The sequence below is a fragment of the Rhodococcus sp. 320_ES genome (assembly GCF_059691855.1).
In genome coordinates this window covers 225,093-249,912 of record NZ_JCAWAG010000005.1, presented here as the reverse complement: position 1 = coordinate 249,912, position 24,820 = coordinate 225,093, and the positions used below count along the sequence as shown (strand labels likewise).

The 24,820-nt window shown below is 66.8% G+C and carries 23 protein-coding genes and 1 pseudogene; 9 read left to right on the top strand and 15 right to left on the bottom strand.

The window, feature by feature from the left end:
* Positions 1-23: 23 nt before the first annotated feature.
* Positions 24-884, top strand: a complete 861-nt coding sequence (locus tag AC59JP_RS18870; RefSeq protein WP_497327341.1) for a dienelactone hydrolase family protein — start codon at positions 24-26, stop codon at positions 882-884.
* On the opposite strand, the gene AC59JP_RS18865 is transcribed toward AC59JP_RS18870, so the two are convergent.
* The 3 genes from AC59JP_RS18865 to AC59JP_RS18855 are packed head-to-tail and all read right to left on the bottom strand — an operon-like array spanning position 857 to position 2,822.
* The gene (locus tag AC59JP_RS18865; protein WP_497327340.1) at positions 857-1,102 is read right to left on the bottom strand and encodes a hypothetical protein; all 246 of its coding nucleotides are present in this window, start codon (positions 1,100-1,102) and stop codon (positions 857-859) included. The genes AC59JP_RS18870 and AC59JP_RS18865 overlap by 28 nt on opposite strands.
* Positions 1,099-2,493, bottom strand: a complete 1,395-nt coding sequence (locus AC59JP_RS18860) for a WXG100 family type VII secretion target (protein WP_497327339.1) — start codon at positions 2,491-2,493, stop codon at positions 1,099-1,101. The genes AC59JP_RS18865 and AC59JP_RS18860 overlap by 4 nt, the downstream gene beginning before the upstream one ends.
* Entirely contained in the window at positions 2,490-2,822 is a 333-nt protein-coding gene (locus AC59JP_RS18855) for a hypothetical protein (RefSeq protein WP_497327338.1), read from the bottom strand. The genes AC59JP_RS18860 and AC59JP_RS18855 overlap by 4 nt, the downstream gene beginning before the upstream one ends.
* Positions 2,823-2,932: 110 nt before the next feature.
* Here AC59JP_RS18855 and AC59JP_RS18850 point away from each other — a divergent pair, with 110 nt between their 5' ends.
* A complete protein-coding gene (locus AC59JP_RS18850; protein WP_497327337.1) occupies positions 2,933-3,973 on the top strand; it encodes an LLM class F420-dependent oxidoreductase in 1,041 nt (346 codons plus the stop codon).
* On the opposite strand, the gene glmM is transcribed toward AC59JP_RS18850, so the two are convergent.
* The 4 genes from glmM to AC59JP_RS18830 form a co-directional block, all read right to left on the bottom strand.
* A complete protein-coding gene (glmM, locus tag AC59JP_RS18845) occupies positions 3,970-5,319 on the bottom strand; it encodes a phosphoglucosamine mutase (protein ID WP_497327336.1) in 1,350 nt (449 codons plus the stop codon). The genes AC59JP_RS18850 and glmM overlap by 4 nt on opposite strands.
* A gap of 96 nt (positions 5,320-5,415) precedes the next feature.
* The gene (rpsI, locus tag AC59JP_RS18840) at positions 5,416-5,946 is read right to left on the bottom strand and encodes a 30S ribosomal protein S9 (RefSeq protein ID WP_497327335.1); all 531 of its coding nucleotides are present in this window, start codon (positions 5,944-5,946) and stop codon (positions 5,416-5,418) included.
* Complete coding sequence (gene rplM / locus AC59JP_RS18835; RefSeq protein WP_497327334.1) at positions 5,943-6,386, bottom strand: 50S ribosomal protein L13; 444 nt, start codon at positions 6,384-6,386, stop codon at positions 5,943-5,945. Before rplM ends, rpsI begins: the two co-directional genes overlap by 4 nt.
* Positions 6,387-6,594: 208 nt before the next feature.
* Positions 6,595-6,942 (bottom strand): TraR/DksA family transcriptional regulator, encoded by a 348-nt coding sequence (locus tag AC59JP_RS18830; protein WP_497327333.1) that lies wholly within the window; start codon positions 6,940-6,942, stop codon positions 6,595-6,597.
* 291 nt (positions 6,943-7,233) lie between these two features.
* On the opposite strand from AC59JP_RS18830, the pseudogene AC59JP_RS18825 reads away from it, so the two are divergent.
* A pseudogene (locus AC59JP_RS18825) lies at positions 7,234-8,118 on the top strand (MinD/ParA family ATP-binding protein); the annotation flags it as partial.
* Between the two features lie 72 nt (positions 8,119-8,190).
* Here AC59JP_RS18825 and AC59JP_RS18820 read toward each other — a convergent pair.
* The 4 genes from AC59JP_RS18820 to eccCa form a co-directional block, all read right to left on the bottom strand.
* Positions 8,191-8,469 (bottom strand): WXG100 family type VII secretion target, encoded by a 279-nt coding sequence (locus AC59JP_RS18820; protein WP_497327332.1) that lies wholly within the window; start codon positions 8,467-8,469, stop codon positions 8,191-8,193.
* 39 nt (positions 8,470-8,508) lie between these two features.
* Entirely contained in the window at positions 8,509-8,811 is a 303-nt protein-coding gene (locus AC59JP_RS18815) for a WXG100 family type VII secretion target (protein ID WP_497327331.1), read from the bottom strand.
* Positions 8,812-8,946: 135 nt separating this feature from the next.
* Positions 8,947-10,464, bottom strand: a complete 1,518-nt coding sequence (locus AC59JP_RS18810) for a type VII secretion-associated protein (RefSeq protein ID WP_497327330.1) — start codon at positions 10,462-10,464, stop codon at positions 8,947-8,949.
* On the bottom strand, positions 10,446-14,438 hold the full coding sequence (eccCa, locus tag AC59JP_RS18805; RefSeq protein ID WP_497327329.1) for a type VII secretion protein EccCa: 3,993 nt from the start codon (positions 14,436-14,438) through the stop codon (positions 10,446-10,448). The genes AC59JP_RS18810 and eccCa overlap by 19 nt, the downstream gene beginning before the upstream one ends.
* A gap of 215 nt (positions 14,439-14,653) precedes the next feature.
* Here eccCa and eccD point away from each other — a divergent pair, with 215 nt between their 5' ends.
* Together eccD and mycP are read left to right on the top strand one after the other, a co-directional pair.
* Positions 14,654-16,105 carry a type VII secretion integral membrane protein EccD gene (eccD, locus tag AC59JP_RS18800; RefSeq protein WP_497327328.1) on the top strand — a complete coding sequence of 484 codons (1,452 nt, stop codon included), beginning with the start codon at positions 14,654-14,656 and terminating at the stop codon, positions 16,103-16,105.
* Positions 16,102-17,526: a type VII secretion-associated serine protease mycosin gene (gene mycP, locus AC59JP_RS18795; RefSeq protein WP_497327327.1), complete on the top strand. Its 1,425-nt coding sequence runs from the start codon at positions 16,102-16,104 to the stop codon at positions 17,524-17,526. Before eccD ends, mycP begins: the two co-directional genes overlap by 4 nt.
* Here mycP and eccB read toward each other — a convergent pair.
* A complete protein-coding gene (eccB, locus tag AC59JP_RS18790; RefSeq protein WP_497327326.1) occupies positions 17,475-18,947 on the bottom strand; it encodes a type VII secretion protein EccB in 1,473 nt (490 codons plus the stop codon). The two genes, mycP and eccB, sit on opposite strands and share 52 nt — an antisense overlap.
* An 86-nt stretch (positions 18,948-19,033) precedes the next feature.
* Between eccB and eccE the strand changes: the two genes are divergently transcribed.
* Positions 19,034-20,644 (top strand): type VII secretion protein EccE, encoded by a 1,611-nt coding sequence (eccE, locus tag AC59JP_RS18785; RefSeq protein ID WP_497327325.1) that lies wholly within the window; start codon positions 19,034-19,036, stop codon positions 20,642-20,644.
* Here eccE and AC59JP_RS18780 read toward each other — a convergent pair.
* Positions 20,632-21,180, bottom strand: coding sequence for an NADPH-dependent FMN reductase (locus tag AC59JP_RS18780; RefSeq protein ID WP_497327324.1), 549 nt, complete (start codon positions 21,178-21,180; stop codon positions 20,632-20,634). The two genes, eccE and AC59JP_RS18780, sit on opposite strands and share 13 nt — an antisense overlap.
* Positions 21,181-21,261: 81 nt before the next feature.
* On the opposite strand from AC59JP_RS18780, the gene AC59JP_RS18775 reads away from it, so the two are divergent.
* Genes AC59JP_RS18775 through AC59JP_RS18765 form a run of 3 tightly spaced genes read left to right on the top strand, consistent with a single transcriptional unit; the run spans position 21,262 to position 23,085 of the window.
* On the top strand, positions 21,262-21,843 hold the full coding sequence (locus tag AC59JP_RS18775; protein WP_497327323.1) for a TetR/AcrR family transcriptional regulator: 582 nt from the start codon (positions 21,262-21,264) through the stop codon (positions 21,841-21,843).
* Complete coding sequence (locus tag AC59JP_RS18770; protein ID WP_497327322.1) at positions 21,840-22,589, top strand: maleylpyruvate isomerase family mycothiol-dependent enzyme; 750 nt, start codon at positions 21,840-21,842, stop codon at positions 22,587-22,589. Before AC59JP_RS18775 ends, AC59JP_RS18770 begins: the two co-directional genes overlap by 4 nt.
* Positions 22,590-22,641: 52 nt before the next feature.
* Entirely contained in the window at positions 22,642-23,085 is a 444-nt protein-coding gene (locus AC59JP_RS18765) for an ester cyclase (RefSeq protein WP_497327321.1), read from the top strand.
* 12 nt (positions 23,086-23,097) lie between these two features.
* Here the strand turns inward: AC59JP_RS18765 and truA are convergent, their stop codons facing one another.
* Positions 23,098-23,937: a tRNA pseudouridine(38-40) synthase TruA gene (gene truA, locus AC59JP_RS18760; RefSeq protein ID WP_497327655.1), complete on the bottom strand. Its 840-nt coding sequence runs from the start codon at positions 23,935-23,937 to the stop codon at positions 23,098-23,100.
* 62 nt (positions 23,938-23,999) lie between these two features.
* The gene (gene rplQ / locus AC59JP_RS18755) at positions 24,000-24,776 is read right to left on the bottom strand and encodes a 50S ribosomal protein L17, sunset domain variant (RefSeq protein ID WP_497327320.1); all 777 of its coding nucleotides are present in this window, start codon (positions 24,774-24,776) and stop codon (positions 24,000-24,002) included.
* Positions 24,777-24,820 lie beyond the last annotated feature (44 nt).

Genomic DNA, 24,820 nt, shown 5'->3' with positions numbered 1-24,820 from the left:
GGCAATCCGATACGGTCATAAGCGTGCCGAATACGAAGAAGTTGGTTTCCGACCTGTCCAAGCCGGGACCGCACCGTGTTCTGCGCGGAGACCTCGCACTCGCCGGTCTGCCGGGCGTCGTATACACACCCGCCGAGGGCCTGAACCTGCCTGCGGTGGCCTTCGCGCACGGGTGGCTGACCGGGCCCGCCAACTACGACAAGACGCTGCGACACCTCGCCTCGTGGGGCATCGTCGTCGCCGCTCCCGGCACCGAACGCGGGCCGATTCCGTCACACATCGGGTTCGCGAACGACCTGAGCGTCGCCCTCGACATCTGCACCGGCGTGCGTTTGGGCCCCGGCCAGATCTCTGTGCGCTCCGACCGACTCGGCGTCATCGGCCACGGCATGGGCGGCGGTGTGGCCGTGCTCGCAGCAGCCCGGCGCCCCGAGATCGCCGCAGTGGCCTCCCTCTTCCCCGCTCCCACCGCGCCGACGGCCGAATCCGTCGCAGGCGGCATCACGGCGCCGGCCCTGGTGGTCGGTAGCCCGCTCGAACTGGTGTCCATGGCGTCGGATCCGGTCGAACTCACCGCGTCCTTCGGCGGGCACGCCGTTCTGCGTAGCGTTGCCAAGTCGTCCCGGGACGGCATGGTGGAGGGTCGCCGCTTGCTCGGCAAGATCGGCGTGGGCGGTGACTTCGAGAAGAAGACGTCCAAGACCGTCCGGGCGCTCCTCACCGGCTTCCTTCTCTTCCACCTCACGGGCGACGACACGTACTCCGAGTTCTCCGACGCCGAAGCCGAGATCAAGAAGACGACGGTGATCGATCCGTCCGAGCCCATGCCCGCTCCCCCGCAGAAGAGCGGCGTCCGTCAGGTGAGCCAGCTTCTCGGTCGCTGACCGTCCGTCTGCTCCGGTGCCGGCGGCGGTGCCTGCAACTCGACGTCGTTGACGCGCTGCATGATTCGTCCCATGCGCGGCGGCGTCACCGTCCGCGGTTCGTCGTCATGTGATCGGCACGACCGCCCGTCGATCGCCTGAACACGACTGCGGATGTCCGCCAACGTCTTCCGATGACCGGCAACGATCGCGTCGATGTTCCGGACCGGGTCGGTCACAGTCCACCCGCCTCGGCAAGGACGGGCGGCGCCACCTCGTTCGGTGACGGGTCTGTGGACTCGAGTGCCGGCTCCGGTTCCGGCTCCGGTTCCGGCTCCGGCTCCGGCGCGCTGACGGGTGGCGTCTCGTCCGCCTCGTCGGTCGGTGAAGTCGGGTCGGGCTGAGGAACCGGGTCGGGCTGTGTAATCGGCTCGGGCTGCGGAACCGGTTCGGACTCGAGCGATTCGGGCGCAGGCGAGTCGGTGGTCGGTGTGTCGACAACCGCGCTCGCGGGTTGCTCTGGACCCGGAACGTCGGGCTCGGATCGAGCAGCCGGTTCGTCGGCACCGTCCGTGCAGTCCGGCTCGTCGTGCTCGGTGTCGGTGACATCGACACCGATCGTTCCGTCCGCGGACAACGCGATCCGAATGTCGTGGTCGCCGACATCGGCCACGAGATGCGCGACCTCCGGAGACGGACCGGAAGGCGTTGTGGGCAGAGGTGTTTCGGTCCCTCCCGACTCGGCGATGGCAGACGTATCCCCGGAGTCTCGGACATCGGCTGCGATCACCTCGCGAACCACGTCCACGACGGTGCGCACCAGCCGATCGGCGTTGTCGAATGCAGGAGCCGAGTCCGCAGGCGTACACCCGCACTGCTGTGCGCCGGCGGGTGCGGGGTACTGCGACTGCGCGAACGGCTCGAACGCCGCCGCCGCGACTGTGAGAACGCCGCGTACCGCAACGTCCGTGGCCGTACACAGATCGACGAACGCAGACACCCGCTCGCGAACCGCGGGGACGAACACGCCGTCGACCCACGACGCGCATTGCGTCGACAACGCCTCCAGTGCGGTCGGATCCGACTCGGCTGCGGCCGGAGCGGCCTCCGGATGGAAGGCAGCGATCGACAGCAGTTGGTCCGGCGTCGCATCGGGTGAGCGGCGTGCCACGGCGAGAATCACGTCGATCTGCTCTCCCGAGCGGCCGTCGACGTCGAGTCGGCCGAACGTCTCGGCGGTTGCGGCTTTGTCGGTCACCAGCAACTCGATGGCCGCTGCAGCAGCGGCAAGGCCGTCGGCAGCCGAACGGAGCGCGGCGACGTCCGTCTCTGCCTGCGCGAGCTGAGCGTCGATCGTGGTCAACGCGGCGTCGGCAGCACTTCCCGACCAATTGTCCGCGAGACGCGACCGCGCGGCGCGCTGCTCGGCCAGCACCGCGACGAGGTCACGGGCCGACACCCGCAGGGACTCGGCCGCTGCCGCCAGCGCGTCCGTGTCGACGTCGCATTGTTCGTGGTAGCGCCTCGAAAGGTCGCCCGAGGTGACGCCGAGACCGGCGTTCGCGGGTTCCAGGAAGCGGTCGAAGAACTCGAGACCGGGCGCGCCTCGCTCGAGGGCGTCGTCGATCACGCGTCGGCCCGTCCGATCACACCGGCAGTGTGCTGGTCGACGTCGTCCGAAGCCCGAACGCTCGCGCGCACGGCGTCGGCCACCGCCCCGGACGCCCCGGACCACCGCCCGATCGACGCGCTCGCCGATTCGATGCCCGTGGCCAGCGCGCTGCCGAGGTCGGCGTAGCGACCGCCCACCGCCGATCGGTGGAAGCACCGCCCGACGGACGCGGCGACGCCCGAGAGCGACACACCGCTGCGACCCTGAATCCCCGCGGCAGCAAGCGCGCCGTCTCGCTCGACACCGATCGACGCAGTGTGCCCATTACCCGGCTCTGAGCCATTCATGAATCCCCCCACGGATTGGACGCAGCGTACGGGGCATCGGTTCCGCTCGCACTCCTCGCTGATACCTTGCAAAACGACTGCCGCCGCCCCAAACCACCCCGGGAGAACTCATGCGAATCGGAATGATGCTCAACTACTCGGGAGGCTTCGAGGAGACCGTCGCCGAGGTGGGCCAGCTCGAAGCGGCCGGTCTGGACATCATCTTCGTGCCCGAGGCGTACTCCTTCGACGCGGTGAGCCAGCTCGGTTACCTCGCGGCCAAGACGTCCACCATCGGTATCGCCTCCGGAATTTTCCAGATCTACACCCGTACACCGTCGCTCGTCGCGATGACGGCCGCGGGCCTGGACTACGTCTCGGGCGGCCGCTTCACCCTCGGCCTCGGAGCGTCGGGACCGCAGGTCATCGAGGGTTTCCACGGCGTGAAGTACGACGCTCCGCTCGGGCGCACCCGCGAGATCGTCGACATCTGCCGCCAGGTCTGGCGCCGCGAGAAAGTGCAGTACGACGGCAAGTACTACCAGGTGCCGCTTCCCGCGGACAAGGGAACCGGACTGGGCAAGCCGCTCAAGCTCATCAATCACCCTGTGCGCGAGAAGATTCCGATCGTGATCGCCGCGATCGGGCCGAAGAACGTGGCCTTGACCGCCGAGATCGCGGAAGGGTGGCAGCCCATCTTCTTCCACCCCGAGAAGGCGCACACGGTGTGGGGCGAGTCCCTCGAAACAGGCAATGCCAAGCGCGATTCGTCGCTGCCGCCGCTCGACGTGTTCGCCAGCCCGTCGGTGGCCATCGGCGCCGACGCCGATCAGTACCTGCCGTGGATCAAGCCGCATCTGGCCCTCTACATCGGCGGCATGGGCGCCAAGGGCAAGAACTTCTACAACGACCTCGCCGTCCGCTACGGCTACGAGGAAGCAGCCGAGAAGATTCAGGACCTCTACCTGGGCGGCAAGAAGGACGAGGCGGCGGCCGCGGTTCCCGACGAGCTCGTCCGCGCGATCTCGCTGATCGGCACCGAGGACTTCGTGAAGGAACGGCTGGTCGCGTTCGAGAAGGCCGGCGCCACCACCCTGAACATCACTCCGCTGGCGGCCGATACCGCCGGTCGCGTCGATCAGGTGGAGAAGCTCAAAGCACTTCTGCCCTAGACGGATTGGACGACAGCAGCGATGCTGTCGGCGAGCCGGCGGGCAGTGCTCTGCTCGCCGGCCTCCACCATCACCCGCACGAGTTGCTCGGTTCCGGAGGGACGCAGCAACACTCGACCTTCGTCGCCCAGTTCGCGCTCGGCCTCGCCGACCGCGTCCACCACGTCCTGCGCAGCGGCCACCGCGGCCTTGTCGTCGACGGTGACGTTCACGAGAACCTGTGGCAGCGTGCGCATCACCGACGCCAGGTCGGCCAGGGAGCGTGACGTCTGCGCCATGCGCGCCATCACCGACAGTCCGGTCAGCACACCGTCGCCGGTGGTGCCGGACGACGGGAGCACGATGTGGCCCGATTGTTCGCCGCCGAGACTGAAGTTTCCGGCGCGGAGCTCTTCGAGGACGTAGCGATCCCCGACTGCCGTGGTGCGCAACGTGATTCCCTGCTCGCGCATCGCGATGTGCAGCCCCAGGTTGCTCATGACGGTCGCCACCAGCGTGTTCTCGGCGAGCTGACCCGCATCGCGCATGGCCAGAGCGAGGAGGGCCATGATGGCGTCGCCGTCCACGATGGCGCCGGCGGCGTCGACGGCCAGGCAGCGGTCCGCGTCGCCGTCGTGCGCCAGGCCGAGATCGGCTCCGTGCTCGAGGACGGCGCGCTGCAGGACGTCGAGGTGCGTCGATCCGCACCCGTCGTTGATGTTGATGCCGTCGGGATCTGCGTTGATCGCGATCACGGTGGCACCGGCTGCCCGGTACGCCTCGGGCGCCGCGACGGAGGCGGCGCCGTGTGCGCAGTCGACGACGACGGTGATGCCGGCCAGGGATGTCCCGACCGAGCCGCCGAGGTGCTTCAAATACAGGTCGAGTGCGTCGTCGGCCGTGCGGACACGTCCGATGTCGGCGCCGACGGGCCGGGCACCGGTGACGCTCATCTGTTGTTCGATGCGATCTTCGATGGTGTCGTCCAGCTTGTGGCCGCCGCCGGCGAAAATCTTGATGCCGTTGTCCGGCATGGCGTTGTGCGACGCGGAGATCATCACGCCGAGAGCGGCGTCGTATGCGTCGGTCAGGAAGGCGACGGCAGGGGTCGGCAGAACCCCGACGCGCAGAACGTCGACGCCGGCTGCAGTGAGCCCGGCGGTGACTGCCGCTTCGAGCATCTCGCCGCTCGCGCGTGGGTCGCGGCCGACGACGGCCACGGGCCGTGCAGCCGTCACACTGTCCGAGCTGCTTCGAGAGTCAGCGAGCACGTGTGCGGCTGCGTTTCCGAGGCTCAACGCCAGCTCGGGAGTCAGCTCACGATTGGCCAATCCGCGCACTCCGTCGGTGCCGAAAAGACGACCCATTACTTCAACCCTTCACGACAGTCGAGAAACGAGAACAGGCGCCCGCGGCAGCCCGGAAAGGACTGCCGGAGCGCCTGCCCCGTAGAGAGTAAGCGATCAGCGCTTCGAGTACTGAGAAGCCTTGCGGGCCTTCTTGAGGCCGTACTTCTTGCGCTCGACGGCACGCGGGTCGCGGGTCAGGTAGCCGGCCTTCTTCAGGGCCGGGCGGTCGTCCGCGCTGACCTCGATGAGTGCGCGGGCGATGGCCAGACGCAGTGCGCCTGCCTGTCCCGACGGGCCGCCGCCGTGCAGCAGTGCGGTGACGTCGAACGAGTCGTTGCGCTCGACGAGCACGAACGGCGCGCGGATGAGCTGCTGGTGCACCTTGTTGGGGAAGTAATCCTCGATGGTGCGGCCGTTCAGCGTGAACTTGCCGGTGCCGGCGGTGAGCCGGACGCGAACGACGGCTTCCTTACGACGGCCGACGGTCAGGACCGGACGGTCACCGAAGTTGATCGGGGCGGGCGCTGCGGCTGCCTCGATCTCCTCGACGGCCTCGGGCTCTTCGACGGACACGTACTCGTCAGCGGCGATCTCGACGTTGTCGGTCTCGACCTCGGCGGGAGTGGTCTCTTCGGGTGCGGTCACTGGGCCACCTGCTTGATTTCGTACGGAACGGGCTGCTGAGCCGCGTGGGGATGGTCGGGTCCGGCGTAGACCTTGAGCTTGCTGAGGATCTGTGCGCCGAGCTTGTTCTTCGGGATCATGCCCTTGACGGCGCGCTCGACCATGCGGTCGGGTGCGGTCTCGAGAACTTCACCGAAGCTGCGTCCGCGAAGACCACCGGGGAAACCGGAGTGGTGGTAGTAGACCTTGTCGGTCAGCTTGTTGCCGGAGAGGGCAACCTTCTCGGCGTTGATGATGACGACGAAGTCTCCACCGTCGACATTGGGTGCATATGTGGGCTTGTGCTTGCCGCGCAGCAGCGTTGCTGCCTGGACGGCAAGGCGGCCGAGAACGACGTCTGTAGCGTCGATCACGTGCCAGTTCCGGGTGACATCCCCGGCCTTGGGCGTGTAGGTGGACACAGAACTTCCTTCGTCATCATGGCGATTGCTCGCCGTATCGCTGCTGGCCGAGCGTGCGGCGCGGGCTTCTTCGGCGGCCAGTGGAGACCCGAAGAACCATGTTCAGCGCATGAGAAGAACCACGCGATATACCGAACGCCAACGGTGAACAGTACCGAAACAGTGCGTGGCAGGTCAAAACGCTGGTCGGGACGATCGGTAATCGAGCTCAGCGCCGCCTCGTGGAGGCGTGCGCGATGCACGTTCGCGCTGTCGGCAACGCCTCGAGCCGGGCGTCGGCGATCGGCTCACCGCACACGTCGCAGACGCCGTACGTCCCCTCCTCGACGCGACGATCTGCGGCATCGAGCTCGCGTAGCTCCTGCTGAGCGTCCCTGAGCAGCGACGCGACGGTCGCGCGCTCGAACGCGATGGTCGACCCTTCCGGATCATGCTCGTCGTCGTCCGTCGTCAGACGCGAGCCTTCGAGAATGGCGGCGTGCTGGGCGGTGAGCGAGGTGATGCGGGAGGTGACGACGCGACGCTGATCGAGCAGGCCTTCGCGCGCTTCCGTCATGAACGAATGGAACCACCGGGCGGTAATCTTCGCAGCAGGTCTGGGCGGCCTGATGACTTCCGGGGGGAAATCGTGAGCGGAGAGAACGGGGCTGGGTCCGTGCCGCCCCTGTGGCTGCGCGAGGAATTCTCGCCTGAGGTCTTGTCCGAGACAACGGAGTACGCAATACCGGGGTACGAGCCACAGGACCACGAACAACAGGACAATGCGCCACCTCCGTCAGACGAGGAGGACGACGAGGACGGCGGCGGTCGCCACCGAATGCCGTCGATCGACATCGCAAGTAACCCGCGCAGGGTGCGACCAGTACCCCAGAGTGGATGGCGGCGAGCGGTTCACGTGGCGTCGGCGGGCACGATCAACCCCGGTGAATCTCCCGACTCGATCGCGTTGCGTCTGCTGACCGAACGGATCAACCGACCCGTTCGTGGTGACTATCGGATCGCCATCCTGTCGCTCAAGGGCGGCGTGGGAAAAACCACCACAACCATCGGACTCGGGTCGACCTTCGCATCGTTGCGAGGTGATCGAGTGATCGCAGTCGACGCCAATCCTGATCTCGGCACGCTCGCACAGCGAGTTCCGCAACAGACCCGAGCGACCGTGCGAGATCTGTTGATGAACCCGGGCATAGAGCGTTACTCGGACGTCCGGCCGTTCACGTCCCAGGCGCCCAGTCGACTCGAAATTCTTGCAAGCGAACGAGATCCGGCGGTGTCCGAGGCCTTCAGCGCCGACGATTACCGCGGCGCCGTGGCCATTCTTCAACGGTTCTACAACATCATTCTCACCGACTGCGGCACCGGTCTGATGCATTCGGCCATGGACGGTGTGCTCGGTCTTGCGAACTGTTTGGTCCTGGTCAGCTCGCCCGCCATCGATGCGGCCAAAAGCGCTGCGGCAACGCTCGATTGGCTTTCTCTGCACGGGTGGGATCACCTGGTTCAAAGCTCGGTTGTCGTGATCAGTTCCGCGCGCCCCGGATCGTCGACGCTGGACCTGCACCAACTGACACAGCACTTTCTCAGCCGATGCCGCGCCGTGCAGGTGGTTCCGTTCGACGACCACCTCGCGGAGGGGTCCGAAATCGACCTGGATCTGCTGAACAAGAAGACGAGGCGGGCGTTCGTCCAGCTGGCGGCGACGGTCGCCGACGACTTCTCCCCCGGCCGGTAGGTTCGGCACGAGCGAAACGCCCGCAGGCTCTCCTCCTGCGGGCGATTCGTATTCAGTTGTGTGTGCGGAGGTTCAGGCGAACATCCCCCGGTTGGCTGCTTCCCGAGCCTGCATGTCCGCATTGCCCTGCCCCACGGCAGTTCCGATGGTGTTGAGCACCTGGTTGAGTTCGGCGGCAGCGCTGTCCCACTGGCGCTGCTTGTCCTGGTACGAATCCGACGCCGAACCCTCCCAGTCCGCGACCAGCGGGGCGATGATGCCCTTCAGTTCGTCGAGCTTGCCGTTCAAGGTGGCCTGCTTGACGTCGATCTGGGCCTTGACCTCGTCGATGGCCCCGAATACGTAGCGCACAGTGTGTCCTGCTTTCGAAGTGAGTGGTGGTGGGGAAGGTCAGAGGGTGAGGGTGCCCGCGGCGTTGCTGATCGAGCGCGTGTTGTCCTCTTCCGCAGCGCCGTACGCGGTTCCGCTCGACTTGATGGAATCGCCGATGGAGACGAGGGCCAACTGAAGCTTGTTGGCGCTGGTGTCCCACCGATCCATCACGCTCTGAAAGGCGACCGCTGCTGCGCCCTCCCAGCTTCCGCCCACCGCCTGCACGTCACCGCGCAGTTGATCGAGCAGAGACTTGATTTCCACGGTCAGTCCGTCGACCTTGGCGGCGGTGACCTGCATGGTTTCGACAGTTGTCTTCATCTGTGACACTGGTGAATACCTCCTCGGTGTGATGTGCCAGGGAGAATCCCCCGCATCAGCTTGGACGCGCTGTCGGCGTCGACGGTTCCACTCGCCGCGGCTTTACTGTCAGTTCCAATCACGCATTTGCTGTTTTCATGCATCTGCCACGGCGAGCGAGTCGAGAACGGTCGAGCACACGGCGTTCATCTCGTCTCGGCGCTCTCGCATGCTCTGGCATCCGAGGCTGACCTGCAGCCGCGGCGACACCGCCACCGACCATGCCACCGTCGACCCGTCCGTCGGGCTCTCCACATACGTCAGGCCCGGTCGTCCCGCCACCGACACATCTGTCCGCAGATCGTCGAACCGCCCACCTCTGTCCGTCCCGAACATTTGCTTCTGCAGCGAGGTGAACACGTCGTCGCGCTCGAACCCGTCGCCCATCTCGCGGCTGACCACGAGGATCCTCATTCCGGATCCGACGTCGGGCAACAGCTCGACGCGCTCCGACCCGGGTTCGGTGTGCCACCCGTCGGGCACGGTGACGGTCACCCGGCCGAGCGTCAAGAGACTCGGATTCGGTTCCGGCACAACCGATTCGGTGGAGGGAGCAGCGGTTACCGTGGCGGGTGGATCGGCGTTTGTGCCGGCGGCACCCTCACCGAACGTGGGATCGGCTCGGCTCGAAGATGCTGCGGCGGGGACGGTGTCGTCGGTTCCCGAGCCGAGCCACCAGATAGATGCTGCCAACGCGACGACGCCGACAGCAGCAACTGCGGTGAGACCGATCCGGGCGGATGCAAGGGTGTCGAGAGCTCGCTCCTTACGCGTCTTCGGCACCGTCCGAGCTTCCAACCAGGCCGGAGCACGGGTGGCGACGGGCATCCTCGTGTCGAACACAGGCGCGGAACGCAATTCGGTCGCGGTGCGCGGTTCGGCCTCGGTCCGCGGTTCGGTGTCGAGGAGGGTGGTCACCAGGTCGGCGCCATCGACCTCGACGACAGGCAGTTTCGAGATCAGTCCCACGTGACGCCGCGTGAGCAATTCCGAGCTGTCGTGCAGAACGGCGAGTGTGGGACGAGCGGACGCCACAATTTCTTCCACTGCGCGCTGCGCCGCCAGCGGAATGGACTCGGGATCGGAGACGACACCGTCGATCAACCTGCACGGCCCCGGCTGTCTCGCAGCTCCCGTCACGGCCGTCGCGGTGGCCCTGTGGCTGCAGCCGTCGACGACGATCACCGACGACGTGTCCCGCCCGGCAGCATCGGCGCACTCCGCGGCCACCACAGCCGAGTCGACGACAACGACCTCGGCGGCGAGCGGACGCGCCGCCGCATAGACGACGCCACGACGAACCTCACCCCAGTGCGACGGGTGCGTCAAGACGAGAAGTGACGGCCGCTCGATCAATCCGTTGTCCGACAACGCTTGTCGAATCACACCCCGAAATGCGTCCCGCGTCGGGATCTCGCTGCCACCGATCGACACCACATCGTCGTCCACGTACCGAAGCGGATCGACATCCATCGGAGTCTGCGATACCCGATGCTGTCCGCCCCGGCGGGTACGCGCCGTACACCACACTGCGCTTCCGGCGATGTGCACGGCAGCAACACCGTCCGTACCTGCATCGAGGTGCTCGGGCGCCGTCACAGCGGCGGCATCCATGCCGTCTGGATCAGTTCGGCCCCGGTCCGATCGACCAGTGTGCCGCGACCCGGGGGTTGTTCGGACGGGCGCACCGTACCGAGCAGCGCACCCTCGTCCCGGTTTCCGCTCATGATCAATCCCGCCGAGGACAGGTCCTTCAGCCGCGAGATCACCGGCTCGTACATCGCTCGGGCGGAGCCGCCCGCACGCCGAGCCAGGACGAGGTGCAGACCGACGTCACGCGCCTGAGGCAGTAGCTCGACCAGTTCGGTCAGCGGGTTACCGGCGGGTGTGACCACGAGGTCGTAGTCGTCCACCACCACCCAGATGTCGGGGCCGCTCCACCACGAACGATCACGAAGCTGTTCTTGGGTCGTGTCCGGGCCCGGTCGTCGACCGCGTAACACCCCTGCCAGCTCGGACATCATGGTCGCGAGCAGCGACGAGGTCGATGCGTACCCGCCGAGATGCTCCCCCTCCACTGCGCCGAGCATGGTGCGCCGGTAGTCGGCGAGCACGATCTTGGCTCGGGTCGGCGTGGTGGACTCGACGATCCCGGCGCAGATGCTGCGCAGGAGTGTCGTCTTGCCGCACCGGCCGTCGCCGAAAACCACGAAGTGAGGGCTTTCGTCGAAGTCGACGTAAACGGGAGCGAGTTCGGATTCGTCGATTCCGATCGGGATCCGACGACCAGGTGCCGACGGTGGCCACACGCCGACGACGTCGTCGAGCAAGTCGTTGCGGGGCAATGTCAGCGGTAGCAGTCGGACCGGCGGCGCCGGGGACACCGTCGACGATCGGGTGATGGACTCGACGGCCGTGACCACGGCCGCTCCGAGGCCCTCGGTGGTCGCATGCCGATCGAGTCTGGGCAGGGCCGTCAACAGGTGCAGACCGCCCTTGGTGATCCCGCGTCCGGGCCGACCTTCGGGAACCGACATCGCCTTCGCGCGTCCGATGTCGGAGTCGGTCGGGTCACCGAGTCTGAGTTCGATCCTCGTGGCGAGCAGGTCGCGCAACGCCGGTCTGACCTCGGCCCATCGAGCGGCCGTGATCACCACGTGCACTCCGTACGAGAGGCCCTGCGCGGCAAGCATTCCGAGCGCAGGCTCGAGAGACTCGAAATCGGACCGCACGGTGGCAACCCCGTCGACGACGAAGAAGACGTCTCCGTGGGGGTCGTCCCACGGGCCGGTGCCGCCTGCCGACTCACCACGATCACGTCTGAGCGAGCGGAACTCGGCCATCGATTCGATTCCCCACGACCGAAATGCCTTCTCCCGTCGACGAATCAAGGCAGTCATCTCCGCCAGCGACCGTCGCACCCGATCGCCGTCGAGGCGGTTCGCGACCGACCCCACGTGAGGAAGGCCTTCCAGCGACGCCAACGTGCCCCCGCCGAAATCGACGCAATAGAACTGGACTTCCCGCGCGGTGTGCGTCGTTGCGAGGGCCAGGATCATGGTGCGCAGCGCCATCGACTTGCCAGACTGTGGTCCGCCGACGATCGCCACGTTTCCGGTCGAACCGGCGAGATCGACGGTCAACAGGTCTCGCCGTTGGTCGAACGGTCGGTCGACGACACCCACCGGCGCTCGGAGCAGACCGACTCCGCCGTCCGATCGAGCCTGGTCGAGAAGCTCGGCCAAGGTCGGCGACGTAGTCAACGGCGGCAACCACACTCGGTGTGCGGGGCGGCCGTGTCCGCGAAGCCGGCCGACCACGGTTTCGAGAATCGTCGACGCCGCCGGCGATGCCGTGGTCGGAGCGAACGGTTCGGTGGGGACAATGGGCGCGACGACCGGAACGTCGGCAGCCGTGAACACTCGGACGACCGCGTCGTGTGACCGATCACCAGTGCCCGGGGATCGAACGTAGGACGCGGCGCGATACGGCCCGGAGACGTAGGCGGCGGAGAATCGCACGATGTCACTGGAATCGGTTTTGAGGTATCCCGACCCCGGGCGAGCCGGAAGGTGGTAGGCGTCGGCGACACCCAGAACGGACCGAGACTCGTTGGCGGAGAACGTCTTCAACCCGATCCGGTAAGAGAGGTGGGAATCGAGACCGCGGAGCCTTCCCTCGTCCAATCGCTGACTCGCGAGCAGGAGGTGCATGTGAAGCGATCGTCCCAGACGTCCGATCGCAACGAAGAGGTCCGCGAAGTCCGGGTACTGAGTGAGCAATTCGGAGAACTCGTCGACGACGACGAACAGGGCGGGCAAGGGTTCGAGCTCGGCGCCGTTCTCCCGCGCTCTCGTGTAGTCCGAGACGTTGGCGAAGTTACCCCGAGCGCGGAGCAACTTCTGCCTGCGATTCATCTCTCCCGCCAACGCATCCCGCATCCGTTCCACCAGGGCGCGTTCGTCCTCGAGGTTGGTGATGACGGCTGCCACGTGCGGCGCCTGTTCGAGACCCAGGAAGGTGGCGCCGCCCTTGAAGTCGACGAGAACGAGATTGAGTTCATCGGGTGAGTGCGTGGTGATCAAACCCAGCACCAGAGTGCGGAGGAACTCGGACTTACCCGAACCCGTCGCTCCGATGCAGAGACCGTGCGGCCCCATTCCGCCCTCGGCGGCTTCCTTGATGTCGATTTCCACAGCTCGTCCGTCGGTGCCGGTTCCCACCGGGACGCGCAACCGATCACGCCCCTGGCGTCGGCTCCACGTTCGCTGTGGGTTCAGCGCTCCCGGATCCTCGATCGACAGCAGCCTGTTCCAGGATCCGGAATCGGTCGACACCTCGCCGGGAGCCCCGACGTCCTCGGTGGTCTTGTATCGCGCGAGCAGACGTGCGAGGACGAGAGCGTCGTCGATTCCGGCAGAGTCGCTCTGCCCGAACACTTCCACTCCGACCGAGCTCCGCGCGCCCAGCGACCGATTTTCCGCCAACAGCTGCAGACCCTGCGATGCCACGAGATCCGGAACGTGGTCGGCCAGGTCGAGCACGATCACCGAATCGGCCCCGCCGGCGATCCACGACGGCAGTTCGCCTCCGCGGCCGCCCTGGGCACCGAGATCGTCCAGGACCACCACGATGTGCGGCACACCCGGGGCGCCGGCGGCGTGCCGCACGAATCCACCGCGTGCGGATACCGACGGGTGCAGAGCGGCATCGGCAGCCGCGACGGTCCGATAGAGCATTCGTGCGCTGCCTGCGCCGTCCATCTTCTCGGGATGTTGGTTGTGTGGCAACCACTTTGCCCAGTCCCACTCCGGCGCCTGCCGGCCGGCGACGATCACGACGAGCAAGTCGTCCGGACCGTGGAAGAAACAGAGCTGCATCAGAATCGAGCGCACGAGGGACTTCGTCTGTTCGCGGTCGCCTTCGAATCCGATCGCTGCGAACCCGCGCAGCGACACCGCGGTCGGTAGGTCGGGGACGATGGAGTGCGTACGTACGAAGGATCGGAGTGACACCGCTGCAACAGGTTCGAGCAGATCTACCGGGCCGGTCTCGGGCGCGACCAGCCGGGTGGCAAGCCGTTGGCTGCCGACCCCGACGCGCACGTGAGCGAAATCCTGGTCACCCGCGCGGCGCTCCCACATCCGGTTCGACCCCGCCAGTGCCCACAGATCGGTGGGAGACGGGTGCGTGAATTCGAGTGCCGTACGCTGCGCCCGCGCCGTCTCGCTCACCTCGTCCCGCAGTCGATCGAGGTACGCCAGATAGTCCTTGCGCGACTCGTCGATCTCTGCGGAACGGGTTCCTCGGCCACCACCGCCCGCGAACATCCCGAGCATCGAGATCACCATCATCGCGGGAAACATGAGGGCCAAGGGATTCGACGCCGCACCGGACGTGAACATGAGCGCAACCATCCCGATCATGGCTGCCACCATCACCACCGGCAGGAGCTTGAGCAGGATGTTGCCCGGAACGACACGGGGAATCTCGGGAGGAGCCTCCACGGCCACCTCACCGCCGGGAACGCGTGGTGGACTACGCCTGTCCCCGCGTTCGAATTGCACAGCACTCGATGTGACACCCACGGCGCTCCCCCTGCTCCGCACACCACGCAGCCCCCCGGCATGCGTCGGGTCAGACCGTAACTCGAGCGGCAGACAGTGGCGAGGCCTCGAGACGGTGCCTGTGGACAACTTCCGCACGCGACGATCTTGTCGGCGTGCTGTCGTACAGTGCTGTCACGCGAGTCAGCCGTGGGGGTGCGGCTCGCACAGGTACGGGGGGCTGTACGCACATGGTCATGTCACATCCGACCGGCACCGAGTCCGGTCCGGACCCGCGCCCGGCCCGGCCGGGACCCGCGGTATGCAGAGTGACGGTGCTGGCGCCCGGCGTCGAGGTCGATCTGTCGCTGCCGAGTGAGACGGCCCTCGCCGCACTTCTACCCGGAGTCGTGGCGTTGATCGCCGAGCGTCGGGTCGCACACGGAGAATCTCACGACGATCCAGAGCCGATCCTGACGGTCGCTCCTACGCTCACCTCGCTGGCCGGAGCGCCGTTCGACGGAGGCCGTTCACTGACGGAACTCGGTGTGCGCGACGGAGATCTGCTGGTCTTGCACTACGACGAGACGGCTCCGCCCCCGCCGCTGTTCGACGACGTCGTGCATGCGGTGTCCATGTCTGCAGATCGCGACCACTGGACCGCTGGTTCGGCGCGCGGCGTCGGTTCGGTGGCTGCTGTTCTCGCCGCAACAGCAGGATCCGTCATCGCAGTTCTGAGTCCGCGTGCCGGCATCGTCGACGGTGCACTCGCCATGGCCCTGGCAGTCGCTCTCGTCGTCGCCGGGTGTGCCATGGGCGTCGTCCGGAACGATCCGAGGACCGGCGTGGTTCTGTGTGCGTGTGCCACTCCCGTGGCCTTCGCAGCAGGAATGCTCCTCGTGCCGGGCAGCGACATCGCATCCGACTGTGCGCTCGGTGCCGCGAGCGGTGCGGCCCTGGCGCTGATCACCCTGCGATTCGGCCGTGTCGGTCGCCAGATTTTCACCGCCGTGGCGGTCGTCTGTGTCGTTCTGTGTCTTGCGTGCCTCTGGGCGACGGTCACGGAGGTCTCCCACAATGCGATCGCCGCGGTGACGGCGGCAGCATGTGTGCTGGCCTTCACGTGGGCACCCCGGATGGCCTTGCTGCACGCGCGGATCCCGCTGCCGCGAGTTCCCGTCGTCGATTCGGCGGGTCTGCTCGAACACACCGAGCCCGAGGTGGGTCTGTCCTTCGACGCCATTCGGTCGCGAACTGTTGCGGCGCAACAATATTTGACCGGCTACGTGGCCGGTCTGTCCGTCACGGCAGCCGCGTCGGCGCTCGTGTCGGTGTTACCCGGACCGTCCGGCGACGTCGACTGGGCCGGAGTCGCATTGGCACTCGTCGTCGGACTGGTTCTCGCCCTTCGCGGACGAACGTACGTCGACCGCGTTCAAGCCGCCGTCCCCATCGTCGCCGGATCCGCTGTTCCCCTGGTGTTGACGATCGCTGCTGCTGTGCACTCTCCGGAGTCGTCACCGCTGTGGACTGCAGGGTGTGCGCTGATCGCCCTGAGCGCGCTGGCCCTCGGCATCGTTGCTCCCACCCGGACGTTCTCACCCGTGATGCGGCGGACGAGCGAGCTCGTCGAGTTCGCGGCGATCGCCGCAGTCCTCCCGTTGGTCTGCTGGGTAGTGGACCTCTTCGCTCTCGTCCGAGCGCTGTGAGTCTCCTCGGACGCCGCGCCTGCGTCGTCTACCTGTCCGCTGCAGCACTGTCCGTGTGGGGGCCGACCCCGGCCGATGCGAATGTCCTCCCACCGTCCATCGATCCCGCCGATCTACCGCCGGCCTCGCAGCCGGCTCCCGACGAGCCCACCGAGCAGCGAACACAATGCGCCGTCGCCGTGCCCGGCGACTCCGGCGTGACCGTCCCGGCGGCGCAAACGGCGCTGGACTTCGCCGATGTGTGGACACTGACGCGCGGCGCCGGTCAGGTGGTGGCCGTCATCGACACCGGTGTGGCACCCCACCCCAGATTGCCCGACGTGATCGCGGGCGGTGATTTCGTCTCCACCGGGGATGGGATCGGCGACTGTGACGCCCACGGAACGTTCGTGGCGGGATTGATCGCGGCGCGGACCGCATCGGGTAGCGGTTTCGCGGGTGGGGCCCCCGACGCCGCAATCCTGTCGATCCGGCAGTCCAGCAGCGCTTTTGCCGAGGCCGATTCCCGAAGGGGCGACGACACCGAAGCGGAGAACTCGACCGGCTACGGAAACGTGTCCACCTTGGCGCGTGCAGTCCGGTTGGCCGCGGATTCCGGCGCCACCGTCGTCAACATCTCCGAGGTTGCGTGTGGTCCCGCCGGATCGGCTCTCGGCGACGGACCGTTGGGTGCGGCAGTCAGATATGCGGCCGTCGACCGCGATGTCGTGATCGTCGCGGCGGCGGGCAACCTGGGTTCGGGTGGTTGCACGCAACAGAACCCGTCGCCCAGTCCAGCCTCCCCCGATGCAGATCCGTGGTTGTCGGTGGCAACCGTGGCGTCACCCGCGTGGTTCGACGATTACGTTCTGACGGTCGGGTCGGTGAACTTGGACGGGCAAGCTTCCGATTTCAGCCTTGCAGGTCCGTGGGTCGACGTCGCGGCGCCGGGAACCGACATGACGTCCCTTGACCCCGGCGGGTCGGGCCTCGCCGTCGGGACGTCGGCCGACGACGGACGAACAGTCCCCATCAGCGGTACGAGTTTCTCCGCACCGCTCGCGGCGGCGACAGCGGCACTGGTGCGGTCGCGATACCCCGAACTGCGCGCCCCGCAGGTCATCGAACGCATCGAACGGACGGCCCATCGACCCGCCGAGGGGTGGAACAATCGCGTGGGGTTCGGCACCATCGATCCCGTTGCGGCCGTGTCGAACACGATGACATCGACGGACATCTCTCCGAACGTCGCGGCGTCGACCGCATTGAGTCCCCCGACCGTGACACCCGTTCCGGATCGACGATCGGAACGGATCGCGTTGGCCGGAGTCGGCGCAGTCGTGGTCGTCGCCGGTGTGGGTGCCGCGGGCGTGGCGGTGTTTCGTCGTCCTCAGCCGCCGCCCAGCTCGGCTGCGTCGCGGTCCGGATCGACACCGTCGTGAGCGACACGTGCCTGGACCCTACCGAGCACAGGCCCGGGAGCGCAGAGGGACACGATTGCCCACGGCGCGGCGACGGCGGGGCCGAAGCCGAGCGCTTTCGCCGAGTCGAGGTCCGGAATCCCGAAGCGCACACCGGTATCGGCGACGTAGAACATGGCATCGCGACGAGCTATGTCCTCCCCGGAACCCGTGGTCTGAACGAAGTATCCGGAGCCGGGTTTCACGAAGACCTGGTCCACCGCCGGACCGGGACCGTCGGCGCCCGCGAGGTCGACCGGTCGTTCGTCCTCTCCCAACGGGAGCGTGCGTCCCGTCGCGATCGCGACGGCCGCGGTGGTGGAAGGCTCGTCGTTCTCGGTGGCATTCGACCGCCAGCTCAGGCAGGCCACGGGTTCTGCGTCCACGTCGACGAGACGGGGAGCATTCTTCGGAAACGTCGCCACGGGCAACGGGTTTCGAGTTTGCGGCGCCTCGTCCAAGGTATCGGGTGTGATCGACTCCATGCTTGGGCGGCCTTGCGAATCGGTGAAGCGCAGCAACTGTGCGGTGGCGGGTGCAATCGGCTGCACGCCGTCGGCCAGCGCCACGTAGTACTGCTCCCGATCGCCGAGGTCCACCGAGGCAACGGATCCCACCGTCAATCCGCCGAAACGGTAGGGCGTCGGCAGGCCTGCGCCGGCCACGACGGGCGATATCAGTGGCGGGACCTCACGCACGGAGTCCAGCAGTGCGGCGCTCACCGGCGACGGACGCGCTCCGTCCAACCCGAGTGCGCGGGTGACCGCGGTGTTCGTCATGTCCACCCGCGCGCGAACACCGTCGTACACGAGGTACGTGGTGCCGTCGTGTTCCCACAGAAGCGCTGCGTCCGCGCCGAGCGTCGCAACCTCAGCCTGAGCGTCGACGGGCGAATGTGTCACCAGCACAGTGGTTGTCGCGACGGCAGAGCCGTCTGCTCCCAGCTTGTCGCACACCGTCCAGGTGGCGGTCTGCGACTCGGGGTCCACAGCGAGCGAGGTCGGCGACCCTGGAATCCCCACCAGAGAACCACGTGCGCGGGTCGACAGTTCGGACTCTTTCACGGTCACCGGATCGTCCGGCTGTCCGGCGACCAATCGCGCCGACGCCAGCGACATCACCGGATGAACGACCCCGTCGTCGACCACGTACATGGCCCCCGAGTCCTTGCCGATCACGATGAGCGCGTCACCCATCCTGTCCTGCGGTCGTATGAACGCGAGCGCCGCCGCCGCCGCGAGACCGAGCGCTGCACAGACAGCGCCGACCATCAAGGCGCGCGATCGCGACCGCAACGGTTCGGTGGTCATGCGACTTTCGCGTCGCACCAGTGCATGGTCGGACCGCCGGACCAGGAAGCGGTGACCGCCCACCTGCCAGCGAGTCGTCGGCGAAGCCCCCACCCGAGTCCCCCAACCCGTTGCCTACGAACCGTGTCGCCACACAGTACAGCCCACTTCCCGCCATCTCGTCGGAGGAGGAATCCGCGGTGATCCGTCAACACTTCTTCGTGTCGGCCCTGACGTCCACCCGAGTGGTCGTCGGCGAGGCTGTCGGCATCGCAGCGTTCGTCGTCATGGGCGCGGTGGGCGTGGACCTCGCCTGGAGCGCTCTGCTCGCCGTTGTGACAACCGTTGTGCTGGTTGTTCTTTCCCACACCCGGTGGGAGGGTCGTGGGCTGTACTCACGACTGTGGCGCCAGGTGGAACGCGACCGCACCGACCGATCTCGGGTGATGTCCCTGCCGTTCGAACACAGCAGATCGATCGGGGTGCGCTGGGACGGCCGGCGCCTGAGCGGGACGATGGAAGTTTCTCCGCTGCTCAGTGGAACGTCGACTGTCGAGAAGGGTGCATCGGTTCCGGACGTCCGATTGTCGTTGGACCGCCTGCGGGTCGCGCTCGCCCATCACGATCTGCGTCCGGTGTCGATCGACATCTCTTCCCACGGTCGCCGCCTCGGGCTCGACGAGCACGCAGCGGATGCCTACGCCCGGCTGATCGGCCCACTTCCGGCTGTCGCCAACCGATCGACGTTCGTCACTGTCACGGTCGACGTCGGCCGCACCGCCGACGCGGTGGCCCGGCGCGGCGACGGCTTCGACGGAGCGTCGAAGACATTCTCGGTCGCTCTGGGACGGGTCGAGCGCGCCCTGGTCGGGACGGGCGTGCAGTCACGCCTCCTGACGGCGTCCGAACTCGCTGCCGTGGCCCGCTATTTCGCCGCGGGTGTGCGGCCTGGAGGACCGCGGCGCATCCGGGCCTGGCAGCTTCGTGGGCACGACGTCGATGTCTCCGCTCTCGAGCAAGTCTGGGCGACGCCCTGCGCGGCGTCCACGGTCACCGTCAAGATGCGACACTCCGACTTTCCGGGCCATGTGCGGCTGGCAGCGACCTACACCGTCACCGACGACGGCCTGCAGGACCACACAGCCGTGTCTCGATCGATCCCGCTGGCAGTGCACTGGACGCGACTGCTTCGGTCCCAGGAACCGACCCGAACGGGATCGGACGACGCGTCGTCGCTGCTCGAACGAGTGCACGAGAAGTCCGTGGACGATCTCGTCGTTCCGGTGGCAGGCTGCGGGCAACTGCTGGGTTCCGACGGCACCGGTCGAGCCGTTTGTGCGCGACTCTGGGGAGCGGGCACCTCGACCGTGCAGGTGCGAGGCGAGTTGTTTCTCGCGCGCCAGTTGGTGTTTCGTGCCATCGCCGTCGGCGCCACCGTGCTCGTGTCGACGGAGCGTCACGCCGAATGGCGACACCTCGCCCGTTCGTTGGCGCAACCGCGCAACCTCACCGTCACCGAGCCCGCCGAACGGCTGATCGACGGAACGGCAACAGGATTCGACCTCGTGGTGGTCGACGGGCACTCCGCGAGACCTCCGTACCCGTCGTCGACGACGTTGTATCTCCGCGACGGCCCGGACGGGTCCATGCCCGACACCGCAGACATCTCGATCGTCCAACCCGGTTGTCGGGGTGAGGACATCGTCGTGACGAGCCGCTCGGGAACCGAGATGCTCACCCTGGTCACCGTGGGACAGGAGACGACGTTCATCGGTCGGCCCCGACTGGAAGCCGGGCTTCAGCGGGGGTAGGTGCCGCGCTTGTCCGCCAACGTCGTTGCCCACCACTGCAACTGATCCAACAGCCGGGCCGCGGCGTCGATGGCCGCGCCGTCTTTGGTCTGCCCCTCGGCGTCGAAGCGTTCCTTCGCCACATGAAAGCTGACGGTCTCGCGGATCGACACCATGTGCGCCTCCGCCGCCACCAACCGTAGCTGCTCCACCGCCCGCAGACCGCCCGACAAACCTCCGTACGAGACGAACCCGATCGGCTTCGCCCTCCACTCCGGCTTCACGCTGTCGAACGCCGTCTTCAGAGCCGCCGGATAGCCGTGGTTGTACTCGGGTGTCACCGCCACGAACGCGTCGGCCGCCCCGACGCGGGCAGTGAACGCGTCCTTCGACTCCGAAGCAGAGAAATCGACCGGTAGATCGAAGTCCGCCAGATCGAGCACACCCACATCGAAACCGCCGTGTGCTCGGGCCTTCTCGGCGAACCACGTCGACACGACCGGCCCGAACCGCTTCTGCCGAACACTGCCGATGATGATTTCCAGGCGCGGTGACATGCCTCGACAATACCCACACTCTTGACAACCTATCGGTGATAGGTGTTATCTACCTATCACCGATAGGAAGAAGGGGCTACGTTGACTAGCGCGGTTGCACGACGTCGAGAGGCCAAGATCGCCTCGATCGTCGACGAAGCCTGGAAATTGGCGCGCGAGAACGGAATACAACTGGTCTCGCTACGCGATCTTGCCAAGAACGTGGGGATGCAGCAGCCGTCGCTGTACGCGTATTTCGACTCCAAGAACGCGTTGTACGACGCGATGTTCGCCGACGGCAACCGACAACTGCTCGCCATGCTCGACTCGATCGAACTCCCGCACGACCCGTACGACGCACTCAAGTTCTGCCTGCGCGCCTTCGCCGACTTCGCCGTCTCGGACCCGGCACGCAACTCCCTCCTCTTTCGACGCGTCATCCCCGGATTCGAGCCCAGTGCCGAGTCCTACGCGGTGGCGCAGGACGCGCTCCGCCGCGTCGTCGATGTCATGAACGACGCCGGCGTGACCAGCCGTCGAGACATCGACTGCCTCGTGGCCATGACCGCCGGTCTGATCGAGACACAACTGAGCAACGACCCCGGCGGCGACCGCTGGCTACAACACCTCGACCACATGACCGACGCGCTGATCGGCAGACCAACAGAAACGAGTGCCCGATGAGTATCGAGAGCCCCACTACCTTCACCCGCATCCGTCGAACGGAGGCCAGAGCATTGGCCTCGGCCGAGTTCGACCGGTTCGCAGCCCTGACCGCCTCACTCACTCCCGAGGAGTGGGCCACCGAGACGGACTGCACCGGGTGGGACGTCCGCACGATGGTTCTACACGTCCTCGGCTCGGCCGATGCCCAGGCTTCACCCCTCGTCTTCCTGCATCAACTGCGCCACGGCCTTCCTCTGAACAAGAAGATCGACTCGCACCACTGGGTCGACGGCCTCAACGAACTTCAGATTCGTGAGCGGCGCTCACTCGGAAACGACGAGGTGGTCACTCAGCTCGAGGCGGTGGGCGCGAAGGCGGTGAAGGGCCGCTTCGGCACACCTCTGCCGATGCGCTACACCCCGGTCCCGTTCGGCGATCCGATCGGCTGGAAGCCGGTGAACTATCTCCTGGAGGTCGGCTTCACCCGCGACGTGTGGGCACACCGAATCGACATTCACGCCGCGATCGGCAGAGACATGGAGGTCGACGCCGCCCACGACGGCCGACTGGTCGCCGACATCGTGCGGGAGTGGGCGCAGATCCACGGCGAACCGTTCCAACTGCACCTGACGGGCGCTGCCGGCGGCACGTTCGGTCAGGGCGAGGGCGGCGAGCACGTCGAGATGGACGCACTCGACTTCGTCCGCACTCTCTCCGGACGACTCGTCGGATCAGGCGTGATGCGCCACCCGCTGCCTCTGTGAACGTCTACACCGACCACGCGACCCACTTCACCCTCCACAGAACGGACACCCCATGACCAGCTCGGCACTTCAGCAGGACCTCAGGACTCTGTTGCACCGTTTCATCGACGAGGTCGTCAACGCACAGGACCTCGATCGGGCCATGACCGAACTCGTCGACGAGAACTTCGTCGAGCTCAACCCGCTCCCCGGTCAGGGACCTGGCCGCGCGGGACTGGCCGACGTCCTGGCCATGATGTTCGCCGGCTTCCCGGACCTGCACTGGACGATCCACGACACCCTCGTCGAAGACGACCGAATCATGGGCTTCTCCACGTGGACCGGCACGCACCAGGGTGAATTCATGGGCATCCTGGCAACCGGACGAACGGCGACGGTCGAGACGTGGACCCTCGACCGCTACCGCGACGGCATCTTCGTCGAAAGCCGCATCATCATGGACGTGGCGGGGTTGCTCGGCCAGCTCGGCGCACTCCCGGATCCGGACGCCTCGTAGGGGCGGATCGGATCAGCCTCCGCAGCAGCCTGCCGACGGTGCCGCGCGTGTCTCCCGCGTCGTGACGTTGCGCTCTGCCAACTCCGCGTCGGCCGGATAGTCGACACGCACCAACGACAGACCGTGGGCAGGTGCCACGGTCACCGAACTCGAACGCGCTCCCGCAGTGAGCAATTCGGCGCACCACTGCGGTGTCCGTCGCCCCTCCCCCACCGACAGGACGGCGCCGACCAACGACCGCACCATCGACCAGCAGAACGCGTCGGCGCTCACGAAGGCGGTCAGCGCATCACCGTCGAGCTCCCAGTCGAAACGCTGCAGCTCACGCACCGTCGTGGCGCCCTCACGCCGCTTGCAGAACGCAGCAAAGTCGTTCAGGCCCAACAGTTTCTGCGACGCCTCCCGCATGGCAGCGAGATCCACCGGCTTCGACCACGGCACCACCTCGCGGGCACGCATCGGATCCACTCCGTAGGGAGCGGTGGACAAGCGGTATTCGTAGTGGCGGCGCAGCGCCGAGAAACGGGCGTCGAAATGCTCCGGCGTCTCGCTCACCGCGAGAACGCGGACGTCGGGCGGGAGAAAGCGGGCGAGACGGCGAACGAGGTTCGACACTCGGGTGTCGTTGCCGCGCGGATCGATTCGCGGGATCGCCGATACCGGCACGTCGACGTGCGCGACCTGCCCCGCGGCGTGAACACCGGCGTCGGTGCGGCCCGCCACCGTCAGCTGCAGGGGTACGCCGAAGATGGACGAGAGCCGATCCTCGATCTCCCCGCACACCGTGCGCTGGCCGGGCTGCCGCGCCCAGCCGGCGAAATCGGTTCCGTCGTAAGCGATATCGAGGCGCAGACGAACGAGCCCGCCACCTGAAGAGGTGACGGGCTCGTTCGCGAACTGCTGTGACACTTCGATCAGGAAGCGTCGTCGTTCTTCTGCTGCGACTTCGGCAGCTGGTAACCAGCGGCCTCGGCGTCGGCCTCGGTGGCGAACCAGATCTCGGGCACCGTCGTGTCGTAGAAACGGGTTCCGGGCGTGTGGTACAGCATCGAGTCGGCGTTGCCCTTGATGGGGAAGCCTTCCGGCTGGCTGCCGTCTTCGAGGGGTGCGTGGCTGCCGGCAGCAGACGTATCTGCCTGCGTCTCGGCCTCGTCGGCGTTGGACGCGTGTGCGTCCGTCTCCTCGATGTTCTCGATGACGGCGTCCGCGTTGGCAACCTCGGAGTCGGTGGCGTCGGCCTCGACGGCCTCCACGACGTTCTCCGCGGGAGCTGCGGCGGGCGCAGCCTGCGACGACTTCACGCGACGTGCGCGATCCGCTTCGTTGGACACCGTCTGCTCCTGAACGAGCTCGATGATGGCCTGCGGGGCGTTGTCGCCCTTGCGCGGAACCGTCTTGATGATGCGCGTGTAGCCGCCCGGACGATCCGCGAACTGAGGTCCGATCTCTGCGAACAGAGTGTGGACGACGTCCTTGTTGCGGATGTCCTTCATGACCTCACGACGGTGAGCCAGCGTGCCGGCCTTCGCGTGCGTGATGATCTTCTCGGCGTACGGGCGCAGGCGCTTGGCCTTCGACTCCGTGGTGGTGATGCGGCCGTGCTCGAAGAGCGCCGTCGCCAGGTTGGCGAGAATCGCCTTCTGGTGCGACGCCGATCCGCCGAGACGGCGACCCTTGGTGGGCTTGGGCATGATCAATTCTCCTGGTAGGTGCTACCAGGACGCCTTTTTCGGCG

Excerpts from the sequence above, each read along its gene's own strand:
- AC59JP_RS18810 (WP_497327330.1), bottom strand. The coding sequence starts at position 10,464 with ATGGATGCCGCCGCTGTGACGGCGCCCGAGCACCTCGATGCAGGTACG.
- AC59JP_RS18770 (WP_497327322.1), top strand. The coding sequence starts at position 21,840 with ATGAGTATCGAGAGCCCCACTACCTTCACCCGCATCCGTCGAACGGAG.
- AC59JP_RS18815 (WP_497327331.1), bottom strand. The coding sequence starts at position 8,811 with ATGAAGACAACTGTCGAAACCATGCAGGTCACCGCCGCCAAGGTCGAC.
- rplQ (WP_497327320.1), bottom strand. The coding sequence starts at position 24,776 with ATGCCCAAGCCCACCAAGGGTCGCCGTCTCGGCGGATCGGCGTCGCAC.
- AC59JP_RS18830 (WP_497327333.1), bottom strand. The coding sequence starts at position 6,942 with ATGACGGAAGCGCGCGAAGGCCTGCTCGATCAGCGTCGCGTCGTCACC.
- AC59JP_RS18765 (WP_497327321.1), top strand. The coding sequence starts at position 22,642 with ATGACCAGCTCGGCACTTCAGCAGGACCTCAGGACTCTGTTGCACCGT.
- glmM (WP_497327336.1), bottom strand. The coding sequence starts at position 5,319 with ATGGGTCGTCTTTTCGGCACCGACGGAGTGCGCGGATTGGCCAATCGT.
- eccD (WP_497327328.1), top strand. The coding sequence starts at position 14,654 with ATGTCACATCCGACCGGCACCGAGTCCGGTCCGGACCCGCGCCCGGCC.
- AC59JP_RS18780 (WP_497327324.1), bottom strand. The coding sequence starts at position 21,180 with ATGTCACCGCGCCTGGAAATCATCATCGGCAGTGTTCGGCAGAAGCGG.
- AC59JP_RS18855 (WP_497327338.1), bottom strand. The coding sequence starts at position 2,822 with ATGAATGGCTCAGAGCCGGGTAATGGGCACACTGCGTCGATCGGTGTC.
- AC59JP_RS18850 (WP_497327337.1), top strand. The coding sequence starts at position 2,933 with ATGCGAATCGGAATGATGCTCAACTACTCGGGAGGCTTCGAGGAGACC.